The organism is Rossellomorea sp. KS-H15a (assembly GCF_024195245.1).
GTDB lineage: Bacteria > Bacillota > Bacilli > Bacillales > Bacillaceae_B > Rossellomorea > Rossellomorea vietnamensis.
On record NZ_CP096886.1, the window covers coordinates 64,764 to 87,334 of the forward strand.

Genomic DNA, 22,571 nt, shown 5'->3' on the forward strand with positions numbered 1-22,571 from the left:
TATCTTATTCCGTCGCTTCCTCTTCTCCCTCACTGGCCAAGAAGAAAATCGCTGCAACCTTCCATCCATCCTCTTTCTTATGGAAGACGGTTACCTGCTTTCCTGAACGGGTCACTTCCTTATCACTGTTCGGGTCCTTCGTCGTTGCTTTGATTTCTGCATAGACATCCGCTTTCTTGCCGGCATAATTGATGATCTTCACATTATCCACTGTACGCTTCGAATCGACGGAATCAAAGATCTGCTTCACATAGCGCTCTTCATCTTCATACTTAAAGTTTACCGGTGTCTTCGAGATGACACTCATGTATGAATCGAAATCTTCTTCGTTAAAGGCATTGATATATTGATTAAAGGCAGCGTCGATCGCCGTTTTTTCCTCTGCAGGGATCCCTTCTGCTTCCTTCAGTTCACTTGCGTCCTCCACGATCTGCGTCATTTGGGTCAGGGATGCCGCTTCATCAGTCGCAGGATCATCTTTCGGGCTGACCTCTTCCGTTTTCTTTGCCGTATCCTTGTCTTCCTTCTTCTCTTCGTCTGCCCCACAAGCACCCAATAGTAGTGTACTCATGCCAATTCCCAACATGATTTTCTTCCAATGCTGTTTCGACAATGCTCTTCACCCTTTTCTAAAATTTGCACTATCTCCATTCTATTGAAAATATTCACAACACTCAAGTTGAATCTCATTTCTTCCTAATAATTATGGTAAAATAATAGCAGGTGATATTATGACGAAAAGCAATAAATACCAACAAATCTTCGAGGATCTCTCTGAAAAAATACAAAATGGCACGTACACAGCGAACTCGATACTGCCATCGGAAAACGAGCTCTCGGTGATCTACGCCACTTCACGTGAGACTATTCGTAAAGCGCTTACATTATTGGCTCAAAAAGGGTTGATACAGAAACTGCGTGGAAAAGGCTCCCTCGTGCTCGACGTGTCCCGTATGAGTTTTCCGATTTCAGGGCTTGTAAGCTTCAAGGAGCTCCAGACCTCCATGGGTCGCGATCAGATCGAAACGTTCGTCCACAACTTCGGGTTGATCTCAGCCGATGATGAAATCGCTACTCAGCTCGAGACGTCCCGTGACGCTGAAATATGGAAAGTCGTCCGCTCCCGCAAGATCGGCGGCGAGAGGATCATCCTGGACAAGTCCTATTTTCTCAAAGACAAAGTCCCTCTCCTGACAAAAGAAATATGTGAGAACTCCATCTACGAATATCTCGAAGGAGAACTAGGACTGCCCATCGATTTTGCCAAAAAAGAAATTGTCGTGGAAGAATGTACGGATGAGGACCGGGAGTACATGGACCTGAATGAATATGATCATGTGGTGGTCGTGAAGAACTTTGTCCATCTAAAAGATGCAACGTTGTTCGAGTATACAGAATCGCGGCACAGACTGGACATGTTCCGGTTTGTGGATTTTGCGCGGAGAAAGCATTAGGTAGGGTCCACTTCCTGTTTGGGGAGTGGATTTTTTTGACTGTCTGTTGATTTCACCTGCTGAATTACAGCCTATATTCAACAACTGAATTTAACCCTTTCTTCACCAGATGAACCACCAACCCCCCCCCATACCCATTCAAACAAATCAAAAACGACCCTCCACCAGGAAGGGTCGCTCTCTCAACAACAAATTAACAATACTTTATCTATCAACCGGTACTTATCGTACTTCCACCCAACCGTTCTTGATTGCAGTCACGACTGCCTGGGTACGGTCGTTCACGTTCATTTTTTGAAGTATATTACTTACATGATTTTTAACAGTCTTTTCGCTGATATACAATCCTTCACCAATACCGCGGTTGCTTTTACCGTCTGCAAGCATTTGCAGGACTTCACATTCGCGGCGCGTTAGCAGGTGAAGCGGGCGGCGAACTTCGGATTGCTGGAACCCGCCTGAGTTCTGGGCGTTTGCCAGGCGCTTGTATTCTGCAACCAGATTATGCGTCACTTTAGGATGGACGTATGAACCGCCTTCAGCGACGATTTTCACAGCGTCCACAAGTGCGTCTGAGTCCATTTCTTTTAATAGGTAACCTAGAGCCCCTGTTTTTAGCGCATGGTTCACATAGTTCTCGTCATCGTGGATGGACAGGATGATGACTTTGGTATCAGGATACTTGTCCATTAGCTCACGAGTCGCTTCGACGCCGTTTATCTCAGGCATGTTGATATCCATGAGGACTACGTCTGGTTCGTGTGTTTCGACGAGGTTCATTGCTTCTGAACCGTCATCACCTTCTGCTACTACGTTGAAAGAAGGTTCGAATTCGAGGATTCGTTTAACCCCTTCCCTGAAAAGCTGATGATCGTCAATGATAACAATATTTGTTGCCATGTCTTTCGCCTCCCTAAACCTTCGAAAATTTACATATTAAGCGGAACCTGGATCAGTATGACCGTCCCTGCTCCTACTTTTGAGTCGATCGTGATGTCTCCTTCGAGAAGGTCGACACGTTCTTTCATCCCCATGATTCCAAAGGATCCTGTTTTTTGTTTGTCTTTATCGAATCCTTTGCCGTTGTCTTTGATGACAACTGTTATTTGGTCTTTCTTTACTTCTACTTTAACTTGGATATGCGTGGCTTCTGCGTGCTTAAGGGCATTCTGGACACTTTCTTGTACCAATCGGAACAGAGCGACTTCGAATTTGGAAGGAAGTCTGATATCGAGCCCCATATTCACAAACTGTATGGAGGTCTCCTGGTTATACTCTTCGATTGTACTCAAGTATTTTTTGAGGGTCGGTATCAACCCGAGGTCATCAAGCGCCATTGGTCTGAGATCATAGATGATGCGGCGGACCTCATAAAGGGCTGAGCGGACCATCCGTTTAAGATCGCGGATTTCCGTGATGGCATGTTCTGTACTCTTTTCCCTGAATACTCGTTCAATCAGATCCGAGCGAATCATCACATTGGCCATCATTTGTGCAGGGCCGTCATGGATTTCCCGGGATAAGCGCTTCCGCTCGTCCTCCTGGGCCTCGATGATCCTGAGACCGAAATCCTGGCGCTGCTTCGCGTCCTCAAGCGCTTCACCCACTTGCCTTAAGTCACTATTCAAATAATTGAGAACGACGGAAATCTGCGAGCAGAGATTCTCTGCCTTTTCAATCGTGTCCCCAAGTGCCTGCAAGCGTCTTTCCAGTTCATCCCTGCGGTCCCGAAGCTGCTTTTCCTGCTGTCGGTTCATGGATAGCTTCATCTGCAGGTCATGAGCCTTCTCGTACGCTTCTCTTACTTGGTCTTCTGAATAGGTTTGGAAATGCTTGCTGACTTCAGAAAGTCTGAGCCGGGCAAACTTCGAATTCTGTTGGAGGTCATCTCCTTCATCAATCACCCTCAGGACCATTTCTTTCACTTCCAGTAATTCTCTCATCAATTCTTCATAATCAGTTCGACATTGCTCGCCAATCTGAAAGATCTCATCCTTACTTTCGTCAACCGTATCGACCATCTTTTTCAGGATGCTATCCAACATCTTGGTGTCTATTTTTTTAAGTGACACGGTACACCCCTCTTTTGTTCCACAATAGTCGTCCGCCTAGCTTCAAGAAAACTATCCTTGCATAGTAATAATCGGTTTTATTCGTACAGGGCAACATGCCCATAGACCTACTGTTCATCTATACTAGATCGTACCTATTATCAATTCAATGGAAAGTCACGAAACTCCTTTATTCATCTAGGCATATTCCTATGTAATACTTCTACCAAGGGATTATTCGCTCCAGGAATAATAGAGAAACAATGGCAATTATCTAGACCATTCGGCTTCCCTAAAGAAGCGTTGGAACAACTGAAGTATTACTATCAGCGTCCATTATACCATGTCACATATTGTCGGAGATTAAAGTTTGATTACATTGTATTACCATTATTTCATGTAGAACCAGTTTTTGCCTCGAAAAGGTACTCGAATTGTGCATTCTTCACCATTTTTCTATATAGTAGAATTAGGATATAAGCGCGGACTTTGTCGCAAGCTGCGGCAATCATGAAAGGAGAAATGATTTTGCTACATCAGTATAATACCGTCAAGGGTTTTGGAGAAAATGAAATCAATATCGAACGTTCGAGATTCATCACCTATGTAAATCGGGTGGAGACCGAAGAAGAAGCTCAGGAATTCATCGCATCGATCAAAAAGAAGCACCATGATGCCAATCATAACTGCTCTGCCTATATGATCGGCGAGCAGAATATGATCCAGAAAGCGAATGATGACGGAGAACCAAGTGGGACAGCCGGCGTTCCCATGCTCGAAGTGTTGAAGAAGCGGGATTTGAAAGACACCGTCGTCGTCGTGACACGTTATTTCGGCGGGATCAAGCTCGGGGCAGGCGGCCTGATTCGCGCGTATGGGCGGGCTACCTCAGAAGGTCTCAACGCCACTGGTATTGTCGAAAGACGTCTGATGCGTGTCATGAAGATGAAAATCGATTATACGTGGCTCGGTAAGGTTGAGAATGAAGTCCGGTCGTCTCACTATCAATTGAAAGACATTCATTATTTGGATGCTGTTGAGGTTGAAGTGTATGTGGAGGAAGCGTCAAAGGATCATTTCGTTGATTGGATGACGGAGCTTACGAATGGGCAGGCTGAGATTTCTGAGGGGGATGTGGAGTACCTGGAGGCAGATGTATCGTAAAACCTTGAGGGACGGACCTCTAATGTATAGGTCCGTCCCTTCTTTGTAATGAAAATTTCATTTTACCCTGCTCGTGATACATAGTAAAATTGATTTTGGTGTAATTAGTCGAATTAAGGGAATATGTTAAAGAAATATGTCGTTTAGTCCTCATTAGAGATTTACACCTCCTAAAATCGTAACATTCTTATCACTTTAATGATCCCACCCGCAAAAGGAGTTTTTTATTATTATGTCCATTGATCGAGATTACAGGAGAATTTTAAAAAGAAGAAAACGAAGAAGGCGGATTATATTTTTTCTTATCATTCCTATGCTGCTCGTCACATTCTCTGCTGCTGGATATGGTGCATACCTGTACAAGAAAGCAGAAACGGTGTTTTCTAACTCATATAAAGACTTAAATGGGAGAGAAAAATCTGATAAGAGGGAAACGGTTGTGAACCCGGAAAAAGATAATGTTTCGGTACTTTTTATTGGAGTTGACGGAAGCGATAGTCGAGACTTCGGTGAAAAAACCAGATCGGACGCACTTATGCTTGCAACTTTGAATGAAAAAGATAAAACCGTAAAGCTCGTCAGTATTCCCCGTGATTCATACGTTTATGTCCCAGAAGTAGATTATAAAACCAAAATTAATCATGCTCATTTCTTCGGGGGACCTAAGGCAACGATTGAAACGGTAGAGGAAACAATGGATGTTCCCGTTGATTATTATGTTAAAATGAACTTCTACGCATTCATGGATGTCATTGATGCTTTAAACGGAATCAATGTAGAAGTCCCTTATGAGCTGTATGAAAAAGATGCTGAAGACAACCACGATGCGATCCACCTATTACCAGGTAAACAAAAGTTGAATGGTGAAGAAGCATTAGCTCTGGCCCGGACACGAAAGCAAGATAATGACGTTGAACGTGGAAAGCGTCAACAGGAAATTATAAAAGCGGTAGTAAAAAGAGCTGTATCAGCAAATTCCATTTCTAAGTATGATGATATTATTGAAGCCATTGGAAATAACATGGAAACAAATATGACGTTTGATGAAATGAAATCACTTGTTAGTTATGGAACGAAAGGGAGTTTAGACATTGAACCCCTCTCACTGGCCGGACAAGATATGTATATTGACGGAACGTATTACTGGGAGTTAGACCCTGATTCACTGGACGAAGTGATTTATGATTTAAAACAACACCTTGAAGTGAGCTCAACAAATAGCGAAAAAAATGATGATGAAGATATGGCGAACGAATAGAATTCTTAATAAAAAGGAAGAACCCACACTTAGTAATCTGACTGAGAGTGGGTTCTTCCTTTTTATTATGGCGTGCCATGCTTTTTAAAGGAATTCAGTTGGGCGGTCAAAAAGGAATATCCTCTTGAGAATCACCCATTGCAATGTAACGAGCATTAAACAACAAGTATTGAACCGGTAAAAAAAGCTCACTGCAAAATATACAGTGAGCTTATAAAGTATTTAATTATCTCTTCGTGGTTTTACCATCTTAAGGAGTGGTTGATAGTTCTTCCCAACCAGACCAATGCTTTCAACAAATATTTCAATTGCCACCAGTAAAACAGCGATTAAAGTAAGTGCTCCCCAGAAAGTTGCTTGAGAGAAAATGACAGCCGCAAGACCAAACATAGCAGCGATTGCATAGATAATCAGAACCGTTTGTCTGTGTGAGTATCCTAATCTCAATAAGCAGTGATGCAAGTGAGATTTATCCGGAGCTGATAATGGCTGTTTATTCACAAACCTTCTAATAATTGCAAAGAATGTATCAGAAATTGGTACACCGAGAATAATAACAGGGATAATCAACGAAATCACTGTAATATTCTTAAATCCAAGAAGGGCCAGTACAGAGATCATATACCCTAAGAACAGGGCACCAGTATCTCCCATAAAGATCTTTGCTGGATGGAAGTTGTAAAATAAGAAACCTAAAGTACTCACTAAGAGAAGTGATCCAAGTGTTAAAACAAACATATCTCCCATAATAATGGCCATCACGGATATTGTAATCAGAGCAATGGAAGACACGCCTGCTGCCAGACCGTCTAAACCGTCAATCAGGTTTATGGCGTTCGTAACACCCACAATCCAGAGAATGGTAAGTGGCATGCTCATAAAGCCGAATTCAAGTTGTCCCCCGAAAGGAAGCTTGATGAATTCAATTTCAGCACCACCTACTAAAACAACCAGGAGTGCTGCTGCAATCTGACCGAGCAATTTAACCTTAGCCGATAACTCCATCATATCATCCAAAACACCAGTGATGATGATGACGAATGCTCCAAGAACAATTCCCAGCGCGTAAGGGCTATCCGGTCTGAGTATGGCTACTCCAATGATGAAACTTAAAAATATCGCTAATCCTCCAAGACGAGGCATGATTTTTTGATGAACTTTACGTTGGTTTGGTTTATCAGTTGCACCTATTTTAAATGCGAATTTCTTTACTAAAGGTGTTAGTACAATTGAGAGGATAAAACAGATGATTAATGTGAAGTAAAGCATATGGATCCTCCTTGACTATATTTTACCCATTTTCACTACTGTGAAACCTAGTGTATTTTTTGGAAAATGTAAATGTTATACCCTGATGAATTATATCATAACAAATTTGTGATGGGGAACATATTTTAATATTTTCAAAGAATTTTAGCGAAATAGGAGGAATAACCCACTCTTATTATATATCCATAAAATAGTAAGAAGAAACTTCCTTAGTATCTAATTATTTTTACGTTTACCCCATACCAAAAATATTGTATCCTAGTTTAAGATGAATCGAAAACGTTTGGAGGAATTTGACATAATGAATGGATTATTGAACAGTAAGAGGTTCTTGAATCTCTTTTTACTTTTCATCTTAATACAGCCAGTAATCGACATATTAACGACCTATAGCTTGGTTCAATTGGAAAGCAACACAACCTTCGGGGTATTAATCAGGATTCTATATATGTTTATTGGAGTATTCTTTATACTCATTAATGTACCTAGAAGTAAATTAGCTAAAAATTCTTTTATTTATTTACTTATACTTGGTGCTTTTGTCGTACTGAATATCGGCCTTAACTATTTCATAAAATCTCCTTATTATATTGGACAGGAAATAAAGTTCTTTATAAAAGTGGTATATGTCAATATTGTGTTTCTTAATTTCATCCTTGTCCTGAAATTAATGAAGGAAAAAGGAATGAATCATGTCTCTAAATCTTTAAAATACGTTCTCATCTCCTCACTGATCATTTCTGTGACAATGATTATCTCATTGTTAACGAACACCAGCCTGGAGAGTTATGAATCAGCGAAAATAGGATACACTGGTTGGTTCTTTGCGGGTAATGAAATAGGAGCGATCATTGCGATTATTCTTCCTATTATCTGTTTATATGCAATTAGAAAGACAAAGACTCTCAAGGATGTGTACTACTGGATTCCCGTTATTCTTGCCTCCTTATCATTGCTGATGCTTGGAACGAAAGTAGGGTACGGAGCTATACTAATTGTGTTACTTGCTTCTTCATTTGTATCTGCTATCGTTTATTGGAAAACAAGGAGTAATAAGGACTCTAAGAGTAATTTGGTTATTTCATTGGCATTGCTTGTTATGTTTTTACTTTCAACGCCGTTTACACCAGTGTTTAATAATATAAATGTACACTTAGGCTTCCTTGGATTTGATACCAATGAACAAGTAGATGACGGCTCCCAAGCGGATGATGACAGTGAATCTAAGGAAGAAAAGAAATTAAACTCAAAACAAATGCAAAACCTTATTCTAAGCAGTAGAGAAGAATTCTTGGCCCATCACACAGAGGACTATATGGATTCTCCTATGTTACAGAAAATATTTGGCCTTGGCTTTGCCGGTAATTATGATGAACCAGAGCCGAAAATGATTGAGATGGATTTCTTTGATTTATTCTTCTCATTTGGTATTATCGGATTCATTATCTTTATCGCACCAATCATATTTTTCCTGGTTAAAACAGCAAAAATAATCTTCAAAAACTTTTCACGCTTCCTTGAGCCAAGTTATGTACTATTGGCGACCAGTATTATATTGACATTAGGAATAGCGTATTTTGCTGGTCATGTTTTCACCGCTCCGTCTGTGAGCATTTACTTTGCATTAATTTTTGCTTTATTCGTGGTAGAAACGGGTAAACCTCAAAAAGAAACAAATAAATAAATCAGTAAAACAAGAGCCCCCCACCCGATAGGCCGGATGGGGGGCTCTTGTTTTACTTAAAGACGCTAATAAGCATCGGTTTAATATTTTCAACTTCATACTCATTCGCCTTGCTAACCGCTTCTTTCTTCATCTTTTCCTGATCCGCTTCATCTAATAGAAAGTATTCTTTGATTTTCATGGCTAGCTCTTCACTGCTGCCAGGAGAGAATAGTAGGCCATTACGTCCATCTTCCACATAGTCAAGAATGCCCCCCATCGCACTGCCAATTACGGGAGCACCACACGCCATTGCTTCAAGACCAACCAACCCCAAGCTTTCACCTTTGCGAACAGTAGGAAAAGCAAAAGCTTCAATACAGTTATAAATATCCGAAAGGGCCGGCTGAGGCAATAATGAGAAGCGTTTAATATCCTCTTCTATACCGAGATCCTTCATCTTCTTGTCGAATTCGTCACGCTGCTTCCCGTCCCCCACGATGACGAACTTTACATTGTGCAGCGAGTTTTCTTTCTTTAATAAAGAAATTGCATCAAGGAGGATATCCCACCCTTTGCCCACATCGATTCTACTAACAAATCCAATATAGCGCACATCGTCAACCAATCCATATTCTTTAAACAATTCTCTTTTATTTTCTTTTTTATGAAAAACAGATTTATTCACCCCGCCTGAGGGAAAAATCTCGATAGGAGTATTCACTTTATATTTCTCAATTACAAGGTCCTTGTAGTATTGGGACGGGGTAATAATTTTACTCGACTTCTCAAGAAGTTGTTTAACATAAGGCTGAAATTTCTCTTGTGACGGGACTTCTGGCACAACATCTGATCCATGAACATTTGTGACGATCTTCACGTTTTTTTTGAGTTTCTTTAATACAAGTAGCGGCAAGGAGTTATGAGCTGCATAATGCACATACGTATAGTCATATCGGTTAAATAGTCCCTTTAATACAATTTTAGAAAAATAAACACCATAGCCAACTAATTTGTTTATTTTGGAATTTGATTTCGTTAATACGGTTTTGTCAATTTCAAAACCGGCAGACTCCAGTATTTTTTCAGTGTTTTTCACAAAGACTCCATAACTCGGTGCTTCTTTACTTGGATACATATTAGCAATGAGATGAATTTTCATTTATTTTATCCTCTCTTTTCAAAGATACCTTATTTTTTTCGCTTTCTGTTTAAAATCATTTTAAGAGGATCAGATTTCAACAGATACAGTAATGGAAGATAAATCAATACTCCAATGATGCTTAACACTGGTACCTCCACATATACACTAAGGGATTCAAATGCAGGGATCCCTTTTAGAATATAAACTGTCAGTCCAACAGGTATCATGGTGATAAGAATCTTAGAATATTCTTTTCCCATAAACCTTAGATCGAATCCATTAGCAATACGGTAAAGGATGATGAAGCACAATAATGTGTATATAAATCCTACTACAGATGAGGACAGCGCTAACCCCTTATACCCGATTAGGTTGGAAAACACTATGTTAAAGACCACATTCATAACGACCGACAATAAACCGATTCTCAATATCAAATGGCCTTTTTCCAAGGTATAGAACCCCTTGGCTATAATAACTTGCATCGAATAAAAAAGCACAGACCCAATATAGTAAAGGGCCACTTCACTTGTCGCCATTGTAGCCTGATTGCTGAAGGCTCCTCTTTCATACACAATCTGAATGACTTCCTGCATAAGAATCATCATGATGGTTAAGGTTGGAGCAAGTAAAAGGATCATCATATTCAACCCTTTTTCAATCCCTCTTTTAAACATATCCTCATTTCGATCTGCCATTGCTTTTGCAAGAATTGGATAAATGATAGTAGCAGTCGTCACTCCGAATATCGCCTGCGGAATGCTGACTAAGCGGAAAGCATAATTCAAATAGGATATGACACCTTCACCAAATTGTCCTGCAAACAAGAAGTTAACAGTTAAATTGATCTGCCCTACCATGATAGTGAGACCAACAGGGAGAAATATTTTATAATAATTTATTGTTTCTTTTTTATCTAATTTTTGTTTCCAATTAATAAAATTCTTAGGTTTTAAGTATATAAATTTGATTAGAAATGAGATGACAGTCCCTACTAAATAACCTAGGGCCAGTGAATAACCACCCAGCCATTTATGGAGGAAGACCATACTCCCTATTGTACATAACACAACAATCGTTTGAGAAAAGGTAGCAAACGAGTATTTCCCTTTTGCATCGAAATACCCTTCGTATATCGCGTTGATTCCCACCAGGAAAACGGTAGCGAAGTAGATTGTGGCTGTCCAAATACCTAATTGAATAGCTGCATCATTGAATTCCGGATACATCAACGGGAAGTATACAGGGGCAAAAACGGCTCCGATTAAGGAAATAACAATCCCTATGATAAACGTCCCTTTAACGATGTTCGTTAAATGCTCTTTTCCTTTATTCACTTTTTCATACTTAATGAAGCTTGGTACAAAAGCATCTTTCATCCCGGTCAACATAAATAATATAAAGGCATTAGGGATGATCATAGCAGCGTTATAAGCATCCACAATATAAGTAGCTCCAAAATAATGGGCGATGACCAGATCTCTAAGCATACTGGAGAACTTCAAAAATAATGTTGAAATTAAAAAGATAATACTGGCGATCTTCAATTTTGACATAATCATACCTCTGTTAGATTTAATGAAAACATGTTTATCTTATCATAAACTAAGGTGAAGAGACATAGTAACAATTGTATGAAAGACGGTAAAAAGATAAAAGCCCCGGTTCAAAATGAACCGGGGCTTTTCATTTACTTACCTCCTGAAGGTTGATAAACAGGAATTTCAAATGTCTTCGGTTTAAGGCCAAGAATGGAGTAATAACTAGAAAAATAGTTTACTGCCTGTTTATATGCCCATCCGATGTCAGTCGCGTATTGGTGAGTTCCAGGAACGTCCGGATTCCATCTCATTTCATATAGAGTGTTCTGATTATTCCCAGCTCTATAGATATATTTCTCACCGATGAACTTAGCACCCCCAATGATGGCAGCATCAACTGAGAACCATTCCTGTTCATAGGCAAACTCCGCGGCACAAATGGACGGAGATTGAGGACAACTATCAAATGCGGCAATCCCATAAACGTTATAGACTGTTTTCTCAGGAACAGACTGTCCCTTTACAGAACTGATTTTATATCCTTTAAGTAAGGAAGACTCCCTTGAAGAACCTGCTCCTGTTTCAAGGATGGAATGAGAAACTAAGTAGATTTCATTAATACTGTGAAGTTTCCCCGCCTCTACAAAGGCTGCACCTTTTCCTGATAGATTACCTCTATTGGTAAGCATTTCAGAGTTGATTCTATCAGCGTCTGCATCGGCAGACTCCGATAATAGCAAGAATTGGAATCTGGCTTTATCGTCCGTCACAAAACTTTCAGGGTTCATGAAGTATGCCGTTTCCGTAGGATCGGCATTAACAAATGAACGGTAATGAGCCTTGTACCCACCATTGCCATCTTCTCTATACGTTCTATAAAAATTGATCTGGTACCACTTTTCGAATTGACCAGGAGCTACCTCTACAGTTTGTTCGCCTAAAATTTGAACCTTTTCTCCTTTGATCAGTGGTCCATTTGCAGCAACAACTGTTGGTGAATTAAGCATCCAATAGCTAGTTCCAGGACCTCCTCTAACGTTCCAAACGTCATTAACAAATCCATAGTCTCCTTCAATCTTATCAAATGCATCCCATCTTACATATGCATCATAACTGGTTGTATCACTTTGAGGTGCTTTACTTAATTGAATATCCAAAGCCTGTTGGAATGTATAATCTGAATAGCTATTAATAAAAAGTGGTCCAATTTGTACTCCTGTTTTATAAACCCAGCCTGTACGATCACCAAGATTGATTTCAATCCAGTTCCCGCTTCGGCTTACTATAGGATACGTTACTCCTTTTTTGATTTCAGCAAAAGGAATCAGTTTCCCTGTACTGTTATCCATGACAGGAACATCTTGTATAGTTGTAAAAGTCTCATCTGTAGGATTTCCCTGTTTAGGTTTAAAGTTTCTTTCGTATCCTAAAGTCGTATCGGTTTTTAGTACATACCCATAGGAATTTCCAAATTGAACTTTATGCCATTTTCCTGTATCTCCTACTCGTTTAATTGTTTTGCCCTCTAGTAAAGCACCAACCACTTTAGAAGTACTGGTTGTATCAGCATAAATGGCAGTAGCAGATTTATTTACCTCAAAGTAGTGATCTGTAGAGTAAAAATCAGTATAGGTGGATGGTGCATAAATAAACCCTATTCTTCCCGAGAAATCAATTCTATACCAATTACCCACGCGGTCTATTACAGGGTAGCTGACGGAAGGATCTATCGCTCCGAATTTTACTAATGAACCCGATGTATTATCATAGACTGATAGATACACATTAGAGGCGACAGGTCTACCATTGTTATTAAGTCCTTTGTTCAGGTTGTTGATAGCTGGCGTCGAAACAGGTTCAGTGGAGTCTTTCCACACAAATCCATATCCATTACCAAATTTGATTTTTATCCAATGGCCACTTAAAGCGACGATCGGATACTGCTGATTATGTTCTAAAGCACCCACTTTAACGAGTGCACCTGAACTATTATCATAAACTGATAAGAATTCAGTGCTTACTGTGAAATATTTATGCTCACTTGTAAAAACCTTCTTAGTGGCAGGTTTGTATATATACCCTATTCTTCCGGCAAAATCGATCTTTAACCAGTTTCCCACTTCAGCGATTACGGGATATTTTACATCTATCGCAATATTCCCCATCTGCACCAAACTTCCGGAAGTGTTGTCATAGACGGATAACGTCTTATCACTATGTACTTCATATAATGAAGATGCTCCGCTGTTATTAGGGTTTTTGATATCGGTTCCTAATGAAGGTGTTGTAGAATCCTTCCATACGAAACCATATCCGTTTCCGAATTTAATTTTATGCCAATTGCCCATTGTTTCAATAATTTTATATGATTGTTCATCAACCAAATCTCCGACTTTTACAAGACTGCCTGAGCTATTATCATAGATTGATAGAGTTTCAGTATTTGGTTTTAAGAAGCCTGCTTCTTTAAACGTTAACTGACTTGCAGTATCAGAAGCTGCCGATAAAAGAGTATTCTCTTTTTCCTCTTCTTTTTGAATTTCCATTTTTTCTTCTTCAGTTACTTTTTCTTCAGAATCTGCCTCTTTCTCTTCTTCATCTAAAGATGGACTATCATCCGTGGTTATGGACGAGGAATCTGTTTCAACGTTTTCTTTTATAGGTTCTTCCGTCGTACTTTCTTCAAGGGTGCCAGCGTCTCCACCCTCTGTACCCGTTTTAACCTCATCTTTCTGAACATAAATCTTCTTATTACCTATTATAAGGATATACTTATCCTCTTTTTCCTCAAATATAGGAAGGCTAATCTTATCAGTCACTGTCCCAAGGACACTTTCTGAATCGACTTCAATTAGATTTGTCTTAGGCTCTAAGGTTATTGACTCTATTGTAGTTTCTTCATCCTCTTTATAATTACTAATGGCTGACCGGTCAACTTCAGAATCACTTGATAATTCTAAATTCTCTAAAGAAATTGTGTTTTCTTCTAACCCCACTTGGACGGTTCCCTCTTCTTTGTTTAGAAGATGGACAAAGATTTTCTGACCTTCCTTAATGGAAATGCCATTTTCCAGCATTATTTCTTGCTTAAGTGTCATTTCAACAACATTCTCTTCGGCTTCTTGAGATACATTCGATTCGACACTATTGTCGAATCCTGCCCCGTTCACCGTCACCGGGAAAACCAAAAGAAAAATCATAAGTCCAATGAAACATTGCTTCATACCCGCTTTAAACATTTTGAGCCTGTTACACAAAGTTGTATCCTCCTATTGATAATATTGTATGTGGTACATAATATAGTATATTGTGGATAAATTTGTGAATCAATGGGGAATTTAATTTTATATCCTAATAATTGGTGTCGAATCTATCAAAAATTTGTAGAATAACCACTCTTTTCGTGTTATTCTATCAAGTGGTGTAGTGTGAAATTAAAGAACAGGAGCTGTATAAATGGAAATTGCAATTTTAGTACCTTGTTACAATGAGGAGCAGACGGTCGGGCAGGTTATTGACGATTTTAAAAAGCAACTGCCTAACGCAAAAATATACGTTTATGATAATAATTCTTCTGATAAAACAAGTGAAGTCGCTTTAGCGCATGGAGCGATTGTCAAAAAAGAAATGAAGCAAGGGAAAGGGAATGTGGTTCGATCCATGTTTCAGGACATTGATGCTGATTACTACGTCATGGTAGACGGTGATGATACGTACCCTGCTGAATTTGTACATGATGTGTTAAAACCTGTCATGAATAATGAAGCAAACATGGTCATCGGAGATCGTCTCTCTAACGGGACCTATTTCAACGAGAATAAGCGGGCCTTTCATAATCTCGGAAACAATCTTGTAAAAGGATTAATCAACACACTATATAAGAGTGATATCAAAGATATCATGACGGGTTACAGGGCGTTTGATAAACTATTTGTTAAATCAATGCCTGTTATGAGCCCTGGATTTGAAATTGAGACGGAAATGAGCTTACACGCTTTGGATAAACGGTTTAAGATCATTGAAGTTCCTATTGATTATCGTGATCGTCCCGAAGGCAGCGAATCAAAACTTAATACGTTCTCAGACGGATTCAAAGTGTTGAACATGATCTTTACATTGTTCAAAGAATTTAAACCATTCCAGTTCTTTAGCATTTGGGCGGGGATCTTCTTTGTATTGGGATTGTTATCCGGTGGACCGGTCATTTATGAATTTATTACAGATCAATTCATTACTAAGGTTCCTTCAGCCATACTCGCAGTTGGTTTAGTCTTATTGGCCGTGATATCCTTTGCAGTTGGTCTTATCTTAGACACCATCGCTTCATTGAATAAGAAGCAGTATGAACTTGAACTGAATCGTTTAACCCAAACATTTGGTGAGAAGAAATATGAATAACGTTCTGAAACTTATGGCTGTTTTTGTACTTTCAAGTATGTTAACGGTTTGTACGACCTTTTTCTTTTATCCAATACGAAATATATCTTTACTTGTATTCATTACAGCCTTTATCGTCATTTCTTTTATTACGTACCTTTTCTTCAAATGGAAACCTTTCTTAACAACGCCACTTGAAGAAAAAAACAAAAAAGGATTTTGGCTGTCACTGACAAGTGTTTTGCTTTCTTCCTACTTCTTGGTAAGTATAAAAGGTGAACAAATTCACTTGGAAGATAATTCTGTTTTCGTAAATGGATTAACTCATATATTCACCTTATTGTTTATTTATTTCACTATAAGTATCACTCTATCTCTTTTATTACGCTTTGAATTTTCAACACGAGAACAAAAAAAGACATCCATGGGAAGATTTATGGTGTACTTCATTCCAATTCTTCTTGTCTTACTCACTTATTGGGTTGCCTTTTTCCCAGCTGGTATGACCCCGGATTCATTAGCTCAATGGGATCAGGCACATACAAAGGATTTTAACGATTGGCATCCTATTATTTTCACCTGGATTATTATGCTATTAACCGGGATATGGGATTCACCGGCTATAATCAGTTTATTACAAATCATCGTTATCTCTTCGATTGTGTCTTATTGTATGCTTCAATTTGAGAGAATCGGGGTTTCTAAGAAATTTTTATATACGGTGACGGCCGGGTTTCTCATCCTTCCTGTCAGCGGTATCTTTCCGATCATCATTTGGAAAGATGTTCTATATTCTGCATTCTTATTACTATTTAGCATTCATGTTTTTAACATTGTATATACAAGAGGCCATTGGTTAAACAATACGTCCAGTATAATAGGGATGTTGAGCTCTTCGTTCGGACTAGTTTTCTTTAGACATAATGGCTTACCTGTATTTATCGTTGTAATGCTATTCCTACTAGTCATTTATAGAAAGAAACTGAAGGTATTAGCTCCTTTATTTATTGCAATTGTGGGAGCATATTTCATTCTGACTGGACCCATTTTTAAAGCATTGGATGTTACTCCTTCCGATCCAAACGAGGCTTTAAGTATACCGACTCAACAGATTGCGTTAATTGTTATCAATAATGGGGAAATGACGCTGGAAGAGAAAGAATATATCAATGACATCTTTCCTCTTGAATTATGGAAAGAGCGATATAACCCTTACAATACAAACCCAATCAAATTCTCTTGGGAAGAATATGATCGGGACATCATCTTTGAGGACTTTGGTAAATACGTAAAAACATGGTTATCTTTATGGTGGAAAAATCCTGCTATTGCCTTTGAAGCATTCTTTGACCAGACGTCGTTAGTATGGCAAATAAACCAGCCGGAAGACGGCTATACGGATACCTATGTAACGAATATTTATTATGGAAATGAATTTGGATTAGTCGATAAAGTGATCATACCATCAGTAACTGAGCAGGTTGCCTCTTATTTAGAGAAAACAAAAGAGTTGCTTGGGTTTGTCATATGGAGACCAGCTATTTATTTGAGCTTAATTTTATTGTTTAGCGTAGTATCTATTGCCAGGAATGGTTGGAAATACGGTTTAGTTTCGATGCCGATCATTCTGAATATCCTATCCGTAATGGCTGCCTTACCTGCACAGGACTTTAGATACCTATATGCTAATACTCTTGTAGTGTTTCTATTATTCCTTATGATGTTTGTCTCTAAGAAAGCGGACCAGGGTGAGCTTAAACATGAATAAATTCATCAATTCTTTTAAAAAGAATGGGACTGGGATTGGATTAATGATTATAGCCGCTCTATTCACATCTACCGGGCAGCTATTCTGGAAACTCTCCCTCTCCCAACTCAATATGAATTTGATCGTTGGGTTCCTGCTATATGGGTTAGGTGCCGTCATGATGATTGTCGCCTTTCGATTTGGCAGCCTATCCGTATTACATCCTTTCTTAAGTGTTGGATACGTAATCAGTACCTTATTGGGAGGATTCATCCTGCATGAGCACCTCTCTTACTATACTTTCATGGGAATCACTCTGATTATCATTGGCGTTTCCTTGATTGGAGGCGGAGATGAATAGTATCCTACTGCTCATTACAATGACCTTATTCGGGGCATTCGGTGGTTTTTTCTTCAAAAAAGCTTCCGGTGTAGAGGATAAGAAAATATTTATCATGCTAGTGTTTCTAGGCACTGGGGGCCTTTTATATTTTATTGGTGCTTTATTGAATATCTTATTACTCAAAAAGCTTCCTTACTCCATCGTATTCCCATTGACCTCTGTCACATATATTTGGACATTGTTGATATCGTATTTCTTTTTAGGGGAAAAAATCACTTTGAAGAAAATAATCGGCATTGTTCTCATTGCCGGAGGATGTCTGTTATTAACCAGATAACTTCAAACAAAAAAGACCTCAGAAGTGAGGTCTTTTTTTGGTCTGCCTTTAATCTCTAAACTCGTATCGGTTTAAAAGATCTTTCATCGACTCGATTAAATCTTCTCTAAGTTCTTCTTTCTGCAATGCAAATTCCAAGGTTGTTTGTACGAATCCAAGTTTCTCACCAACATCATAACGGTTGCCTTCAAATTCGTAAGCAAATACTCGCTGAATTTGATTAAGCTTCTCGATGGCATCGGTTAACTGAATTTCTCCCCCTGCACCAACTTCCTTTTCCTCTAAAAATTTAAAGATTTGAGGAGTGAAGACATATCTTCCGATAATCGCTTTATTCGATGGTGCGGTACCTTGTTTCGGTTTTTCTACAAATTCCTTCACTTGATAAAGTCGATCGATCTGTTCTAATGGATTAATAACACCGTATCGATGTGTTTCTGATTCCGGCACAGACATCACTCCAATAACAGAGCTCTCAAGTTTTTCATATTGTTCCATGAGCTGTTTTAAGCATGGTCTATCAGATTGAACAATATCATCACCCAATAGCACAGCAAAAGGCTCATCCCCGATAAACTTCTTAGCACATAAAACAGCATGACCTAAACCTTGAGGTGATTTCTGACGGATATAATGAATATCGACCAGGTTCGTCGCTTTTTGAACTTCTTCAAGAAGGGCAAATTTTTCTTTTTCTAATAAGTTTTGTTCAAGCTCTGGAGCGCTATCAAAGTGATCTTCAATCGCTCTTTTCCCTTTACCAGTTACAATGATAATATCTTCAATTCCCGCCTCAATTGCCTCTTCAACAATATATTGAATAGTAGGCTTGTCTACTATTGGAAGCATTTCCTTAGGCATTGCTTTCGTTGCCGGTAAAAACCTTGTTCCAAGACCGGCAGCTGGGATAATCGCTTTTTTAATTTTTTTATTCAACATCATTCACTCCTAAAGACAGTGTGTATAGTGTTCATTATACCTCAATATAAAGTTATATTAAACATAACCGATAAGGTACAAAATATGGTTTGCATTTTTTTCAATAATTTAATAGTTTTTAGCGGAATCAGCAATAACCAAACCAATTGTTTTATTTTTTTTCCAGATTTGATCAAAATAAGATACAGGTACTTCACCTTCTACAATATAAGGGCTGATTTCCACTGTAAAGCTCGGGAAGCCTGTCTGTCTGATAAACCAGTCCTGGAAGGCAGCACTCGGTTGATACACTGGTTTCACCAATGTATATCCCGTAATTTGACCAATTTTCGTAGCAAGAGCAAAATCTCTCGAATAATGGACGGTTTGGTTAAAGTACCAATAAAGGATTTGTCCCGATGAGTGATAAGTGGCCGTCGCTTTAAATTGATGCTTGTTTACAAAGTTAGCCATAGCAACGGCTTCAGGTTCAGTGAAAGGCGCTGTCCCTTTATAGTTCTTGGGAGATGGCTTTCCTGTATTAAACAAAACATTTTCCCAGTCAGCAGGAAACTGACGGTTTATATCCACCCCTCTAATATTGGCTTTCCAGGAAGAGAAGTCCGTACTAAACTTGTTGATGCTTAATACTTCCGCCGGATTCTTTGCACTTTTATACCCTTTTTGAACTAAAGTGACTCCATCGGGATTCACCATTGGCACGAACCAAATGCTTGTTTCATCGAGTATCTTTCGCGTATTCATTCCTTGAAATGACTGATTTGTTTTATATGAATAGGCATAATGATCAAGCATACTCATCACCACGTTGGTAGTCATATGCTCTCTTGCATGGGTAGAGCCATCGATTAAGATCTCTTTGGAACCTTTCCCTAATTTCAATGCATATAGCTTTCTACCATCGACCGAGCTTCCTATAGTTGTGAGCTCAGTGATATCGGGATACATTTCTGCAATAGCCTGAAGATCATTTATCATTTGCTCGTAAGTATAAACCTGTCTGGGATTTACAATTAATCGTGCATTTACCTTAGTGGCGGGGCCATAAATAAACGCTTTTCTCCCAGCAAAGTCTATTCTGTACCAATTTCCCATCTTTTCGATAATACTAAATGAAGCACCATGATTTATTTGCCCGATGGGATCAAGCTGACCTGATGAATTATCATAGACGCTCACCGTATTCTGAGCTGTGACATCAAAAGTTGGAGAACCTGTTGAGAAACTGGGTAATCCACTGGAACGATAGGGCTCAGTAGCTGCTTTCCATACAAACCCTACTTCGTTACCATATTCAATCTGATGCCAATTCCCATAGTTATTTGTCCGTTTGTATACTTCTCCTTTGTTCAATTTCCCCACTTCAATTAATGTTCCATTTTCATTTCTCATGATAGGTAAAGAATCTTGAGATGCTTGAAAATACTGATCTGATTCCACGAATTCAAGTGCAACAGAATTTTTGTGTATGTAACCTTCCCGGCCTGAAAAACTCACTTTATACCAATTTCCCATTTGACCGATATAGTAGAATGAAGAGCCTTTCTTCAATTTAGCGATGGGGACAAGAGAGCCACTAGAATTGTCGAAAATCGTAGTATCCTGTATTTGAACTAATTTATAAGTACCTTTACGGGAAGTTGATTTTGGCGGTGAAGATGAAGGAATAGTTGCTTCTTTCCATACAAAAGCCTTTGTTCCCATTACATCTATAATGTGCCAGTTCCCACTTTCGCCTACACGTTTATATCTTTGACCTGCTTGTAATTCCCCTAATTCTACAAGCTTACCATTAACATTCATAACAAAAGGTACATTTGATTGGGTTACTTCATAATAAAGATCCGACTTTTTAAATTCAGTATCTATCGCTGACTTGTGAAGGAACGCTTTTCTGCCCAGGATATTCACCATATACCAATCTCCAGTTGCCTGAACATAGTCTATCGTTTGATTCTCTTCTAAATAGCCGATATTCTTGAGGGAGCCGGAAGAACTATCATAAAGGCCTGCCTTCTTCCCGATTTTTATCACATTGCTTCCACTGTCATCGATAAATGTATCAGAAGAATCCATGATGAGGCTGGTGGCTTCTTTCCACACATATGCCCTTTTCCCTGCCAGATTAACTTCATACCAGTTGCCTACATCTCTTAATTTTTCAAACGTTTCACCCTTATTTACTTGAGCAAGGGAAACTAGTTCTCCATTTTCATTGGAATAAACAGAGGTATTCTCTTTCGTAATGGAAATGTAATGATACGCAGATGGGGCAAGTATAGGTTTTGCAGAATTTGTATGGACATAACCTATACGGCCTGCAAACTCTAATTTTAACCAATTACCAGATTGAGAGATATAGGGATATTCTATCCCCTCTTTCATTTTGCCAAATGGAATAAGTTCTCCGGTCGAGTTATCATATACAACCACTTCACTATCAGCTTTAAATTTATGTTGATGTGAGTATTGGCCAGTCGATTCCTCTATTACATTTCTACTTACTGGTTTAGTAGCTTCTTTCCATACATAACCAACTCTATCTCCAAACTGGATTTCGAGCCAATTTCCAACCTCTCTTATTAACCGGTAACTCTCCTGATTAACTAATTGACCACTTTCAACAAGCTCACCAGTAGAATTTCGCAAAAGCACAGTAACATTTGGAATCAAAGATTGAAACGTTTTTTCTTCATCATACGAATATGTACTTTGCTCAGCTAAACTATTCTGTTCAGTACCAGAAGCCTCTTTTGATGGAGAGTTGATTGTATCCTCTTTCAGAATATAGGGTTGATTTCCTACTATGACACTATGATCTTCACTGTTCATGTAAGCATCCATGCCCGTTTTAAGCGTAATGGATCCTGCTCCATCCATGCTTTCCAGAATAGACTCTGCAGGTAACGTAGAGGGAGTCTGATCCTTCCCATCTACAAATCTCTTTGATTTCTCCTCTTCCGTCATATCCAAAACTTGAATATCTTCAGCGTTTATTTGGAAAGTATCATTGTAGATTGTCAGACTATATGTATTGGTATCTGTTTTGTGGGCAAAGAATTCAGCTCCCTCGCTGATAAGAATTTCTGCACCACTGTCACTATCCACTTCAATTTGATGAACCGCTTTCAAAACTTCTGGATAAAGGGCAGAAGAATGATGATCAAGCAAGAAAAATAGAAATAGAAATGTAATAAATGAAAGAACGATTTTTGCGTTGCGAACTACCATGTTTCCCTCCTATGTAAGAGTTTATTGTTATCCTTATCAATCTTATAATTGAT

17 protein-coding genes are annotated in these 22,571 nt (G+C 38.9%); 8 read left to right on the forward strand and 9 right to left on the reverse strand.

The window, feature by feature from the left end; all coding sequences use genetic code 11:
• Window positions 1–4: 4 nt before the first annotated feature.
• Window positions 5–613: a Cif family virulence factor gene (locus M1J35_RS00330; protein ID WP_254652406.1), complete on the reverse strand. Its 609-nt coding sequence runs from the start codon at window positions 611–613 to the stop codon at window positions 5–7.
• Between the two features lie 118 nt (window positions 614–731).
• Here M1J35_RS00330 and treR point away from each other — a divergent pair, with 118 nt between their 5' ends.
• Complete coding sequence (treR, locus tag M1J35_RS00335) at window positions 732–1,454, forward strand: trehalose operon repressor (protein WP_254652407.1); 723 nt, start codon at window positions 732–734, stop codon at window positions 1,452–1,454.
• A 222-nt stretch (window positions 1,455–1,676) separates the two neighbouring features.
• On the opposite strand, the gene M1J35_RS00340 is transcribed toward treR, so the two are convergent.
• Window positions 1,677–2,354, reverse strand: a complete 678-nt coding sequence (locus M1J35_RS00340; protein ID WP_254652408.1) for a response regulator — start codon at window positions 2,352–2,354, stop codon at window positions 1,677–1,679.
• Window positions 2,355–2,383: 29 nt separating this feature from the next.
• Complete coding sequence (locus tag M1J35_RS00345) at window positions 2,384–3,526, reverse strand: sensor histidine kinase (RefSeq protein WP_254652409.1); 1,143 nt, start codon at window positions 3,524–3,526, stop codon at window positions 2,384–2,386.
• Window positions 3,527–4,033: 507 nt separating this feature from the next.
• Between M1J35_RS00345 and M1J35_RS00350 the strand changes: the two genes are divergently transcribed.
• Both M1J35_RS00350 and M1J35_RS00355 read left to right on the forward strand, forming a co-directional pair.
• Window positions 4,034–4,669 (forward strand): YigZ family protein, encoded by a 636-nt coding sequence (locus M1J35_RS00350; protein ID WP_254652410.1) that lies wholly within the window; start codon window positions 4,034–4,036, stop codon window positions 4,667–4,669.
• 439 nt (window positions 4,670–5,108) lie between these two features.
• Window positions 5,109–5,927, forward strand: a complete 819-nt coding sequence (locus M1J35_RS00355; RefSeq protein ID WP_371928702.1) for an LCP family protein — start codon at window positions 5,109–5,111, stop codon at window positions 5,925–5,927.
• A 222-nt stretch (window positions 5,928–6,149) separates the two neighbouring features.
• Here the strand turns inward: M1J35_RS00355 and M1J35_RS00360 are convergent, their stop codons facing one another.
• Complete coding sequence (locus M1J35_RS00360) at window positions 6,150–7,196, reverse strand: glycosyltransferase family 4 protein (RefSeq protein WP_254652412.1); 1,047 nt, start codon at window positions 7,194–7,196, stop codon at window positions 6,150–6,152.
• A gap of 301 nt (window positions 7,197–7,497) precedes the next feature.
• Between M1J35_RS00360 and M1J35_RS00365 the strand changes: the two genes are divergently transcribed.
• Window positions 7,498–8,880, forward strand: a complete 1,383-nt coding sequence (locus M1J35_RS00365) for an O-antigen ligase family protein (protein WP_254652413.1) — start codon at window positions 7,498–7,500, stop codon at window positions 8,878–8,880.
• Between the two features lie 52 nt (window positions 8,881–8,932).
• Here the strand turns inward: M1J35_RS00365 and M1J35_RS00370 are convergent, their stop codons facing one another.
• The 3 genes from M1J35_RS00370 to M1J35_RS00380 all read right to left on the reverse strand — a co-directional run bounded on the left by M1J35_RS00370 (window position 8,933) and on the right by M1J35_RS00380 (window position 14,783).
• Window positions 8,933–10,021 (reverse strand): glycosyltransferase, encoded by a 1,089-nt coding sequence (locus M1J35_RS00370; RefSeq protein ID WP_254652414.1) that lies wholly within the window; start codon window positions 10,019–10,021, stop codon window positions 8,933–8,935.
• A gap of 29 nt (window positions 10,022–10,050) precedes the next feature.
• Window positions 10,051–11,559, reverse strand: a complete 1,509-nt coding sequence (murJ, locus tag M1J35_RS00375) for a murein biosynthesis integral membrane protein MurJ (protein WP_254652415.1) — start codon at window positions 11,557–11,559, stop codon at window positions 10,051–10,053.
• 134 nt (window positions 11,560–11,693) lie between these two features.
• Window positions 11,694–14,783 carry a glucosaminidase domain-containing protein gene (locus M1J35_RS00380; RefSeq protein WP_254652416.1) on the reverse strand — a complete coding sequence of 1,030 codons (3,090 nt, stop codon included), beginning with the start codon at window positions 14,781–14,783 and terminating at the stop codon, window positions 11,694–11,696.
• Window positions 14,784–15,000: 217 nt separating this feature from the next.
• Between M1J35_RS00380 and M1J35_RS00385 the strand changes: the two genes are divergently transcribed.
• The 4 genes from M1J35_RS00385 to M1J35_RS00400 are packed head-to-tail and all read left to right on the forward strand — an operon-like array spanning window position 15,001 to window position 18,348.
• Window positions 15,001–15,942 (forward strand): glycosyltransferase family 2 protein, encoded by a 942-nt coding sequence (locus M1J35_RS00385; RefSeq protein ID WP_254652417.1) that lies wholly within the window; start codon window positions 15,001–15,003, stop codon window positions 15,940–15,942.
• Window positions 15,935–17,689, forward strand: a complete 1,755-nt coding sequence (locus tag M1J35_RS00390; protein ID WP_254652418.1) for a DUF6020 family protein — start codon at window positions 15,935–15,937, stop codon at window positions 17,687–17,689. The genes M1J35_RS00385 and M1J35_RS00390 overlap by 8 nt, the downstream gene beginning before the upstream one ends.
• Window positions 17,682–18,029, forward strand: coding sequence for a DMT family transporter (locus M1J35_RS00395; protein WP_254652419.1), 348 nt, complete (start codon window positions 17,682–17,684; stop codon window positions 18,027–18,029). The genes M1J35_RS00390 and M1J35_RS00395 overlap by 8 nt, the downstream gene beginning before the upstream one ends.
• Entirely contained in the window at window positions 18,022–18,348 is a 327-nt protein-coding gene (locus tag M1J35_RS00400) for an EamA family transporter (protein ID WP_254652420.1), read from the forward strand. Before M1J35_RS00395 ends, M1J35_RS00400 begins: the two co-directional genes overlap by 8 nt.
• A 48-nt stretch (window positions 18,349–18,396) precedes the next feature.
• Here M1J35_RS00400 and galU read toward each other — a convergent pair whose 3' ends face one another.
• Together galU and M1J35_RS00410 are read right to left on the reverse strand one after the other, a co-directional pair.
• Window positions 18,397–19,287, reverse strand: a complete 891-nt coding sequence (galU, locus tag M1J35_RS00405) for a UTP--glucose-1-phosphate uridylyltransferase GalU (RefSeq protein WP_254653661.1) — start codon at window positions 19,285–19,287, stop codon at window positions 18,397–18,399.
• A gap of 108 nt (window positions 19,288–19,395) precedes the next feature.
• Window positions 19,396–22,518, reverse strand: a complete 3,123-nt coding sequence (locus M1J35_RS00410; RefSeq protein ID WP_254652421.1) for a M14 family metallopeptidase — start codon at window positions 22,516–22,518, stop codon at window positions 19,396–19,398.
• Between the last annotated feature and the right edge of the window lie 53 nt (window positions 22,519–22,571).

What these genes read in the sequence shown, in the direction of transcription:
- treR (WP_254652407.1), top strand. Translation starts at nt 732, where the DNA reads ATGACGAAAAGCAATAAATACCAACAAATCTTCGAGGATCTCTCTGAA.
- M1J35_RS00340 (WP_254652408.1), bottom strand. Translation starts at nt 2,354, where the DNA reads ATGGCAACAAATATTGTTATCATTGACGATCATCAGCTTTTCAGGGAA.
- M1J35_RS00360 (WP_254652412.1), bottom strand. Translation starts at nt 7,196, where the DNA reads ATGCTTTACTTCACATTAATCATCTGTTTTATCCTCTCAATTGTACTA.
- M1J35_RS00365 (WP_254652413.1), top strand. Translation starts at nt 7,498, where the DNA reads ATGAATGGATTATTGAACAGTAAGAGGTTCTTGAATCTCTTTTTACTT.
- M1J35_RS00370 (WP_254652414.1), bottom strand. Translation starts at nt 10,021, where the DNA reads ATGAAAATTCATCTCATTGCTAATATGTATCCAAGTAAAGAAGCACCG.
- murJ (WP_254652415.1), bottom strand. Translation starts at nt 11,559, where the DNA reads ATGTCAAAATTGAAGATCGCCAGTATTATCTTTTTAATTTCAACATTA.
- M1J35_RS00380 (WP_254652416.1), bottom strand. Translation starts at nt 14,783, where the DNA reads ATGTTTAAAGCGGGTATGAAGCAATGTTTCATTGGACTTATGATTTTT.
- M1J35_RS00385 (WP_254652417.1), top strand. Translation starts at nt 15,001, where the DNA reads ATGGAAATTGCAATTTTAGTACCTTGTTACAATGAGGAGCAGACGGTC.
- M1J35_RS00390 (WP_254652418.1), top strand. Translation starts at nt 15,935, where the DNA reads ATGAATAACGTTCTGAAACTTATGGCTGTTTTTGTACTTTCAAGTATG.
- M1J35_RS00395 (WP_254652419.1), top strand. Translation starts at nt 17,682, where the DNA reads ATGAATAAATTCATCAATTCTTTTAAAAAGAATGGGACTGGGATTGGA.
- M1J35_RS00400 (WP_254652420.1), top strand. Translation starts at nt 18,022, where the DNA reads ATGAATAGTATCCTACTGCTCATTACAATGACCTTATTCGGGGCATTC.
- galU (WP_254653661.1), bottom strand. Translation starts at nt 19,287, where the DNA reads ATGTTGAATAAAAAAATTAAAAAAGCGATTATCCCAGCTGCCGGTCTT.
- M1J35_RS00410 (WP_254652421.1), bottom strand. Translation starts at nt 22,518, where the DNA reads ATGGTAGTTCGCAACGCAAAAATCGTTCTTTCATTTATTACATTTCTA.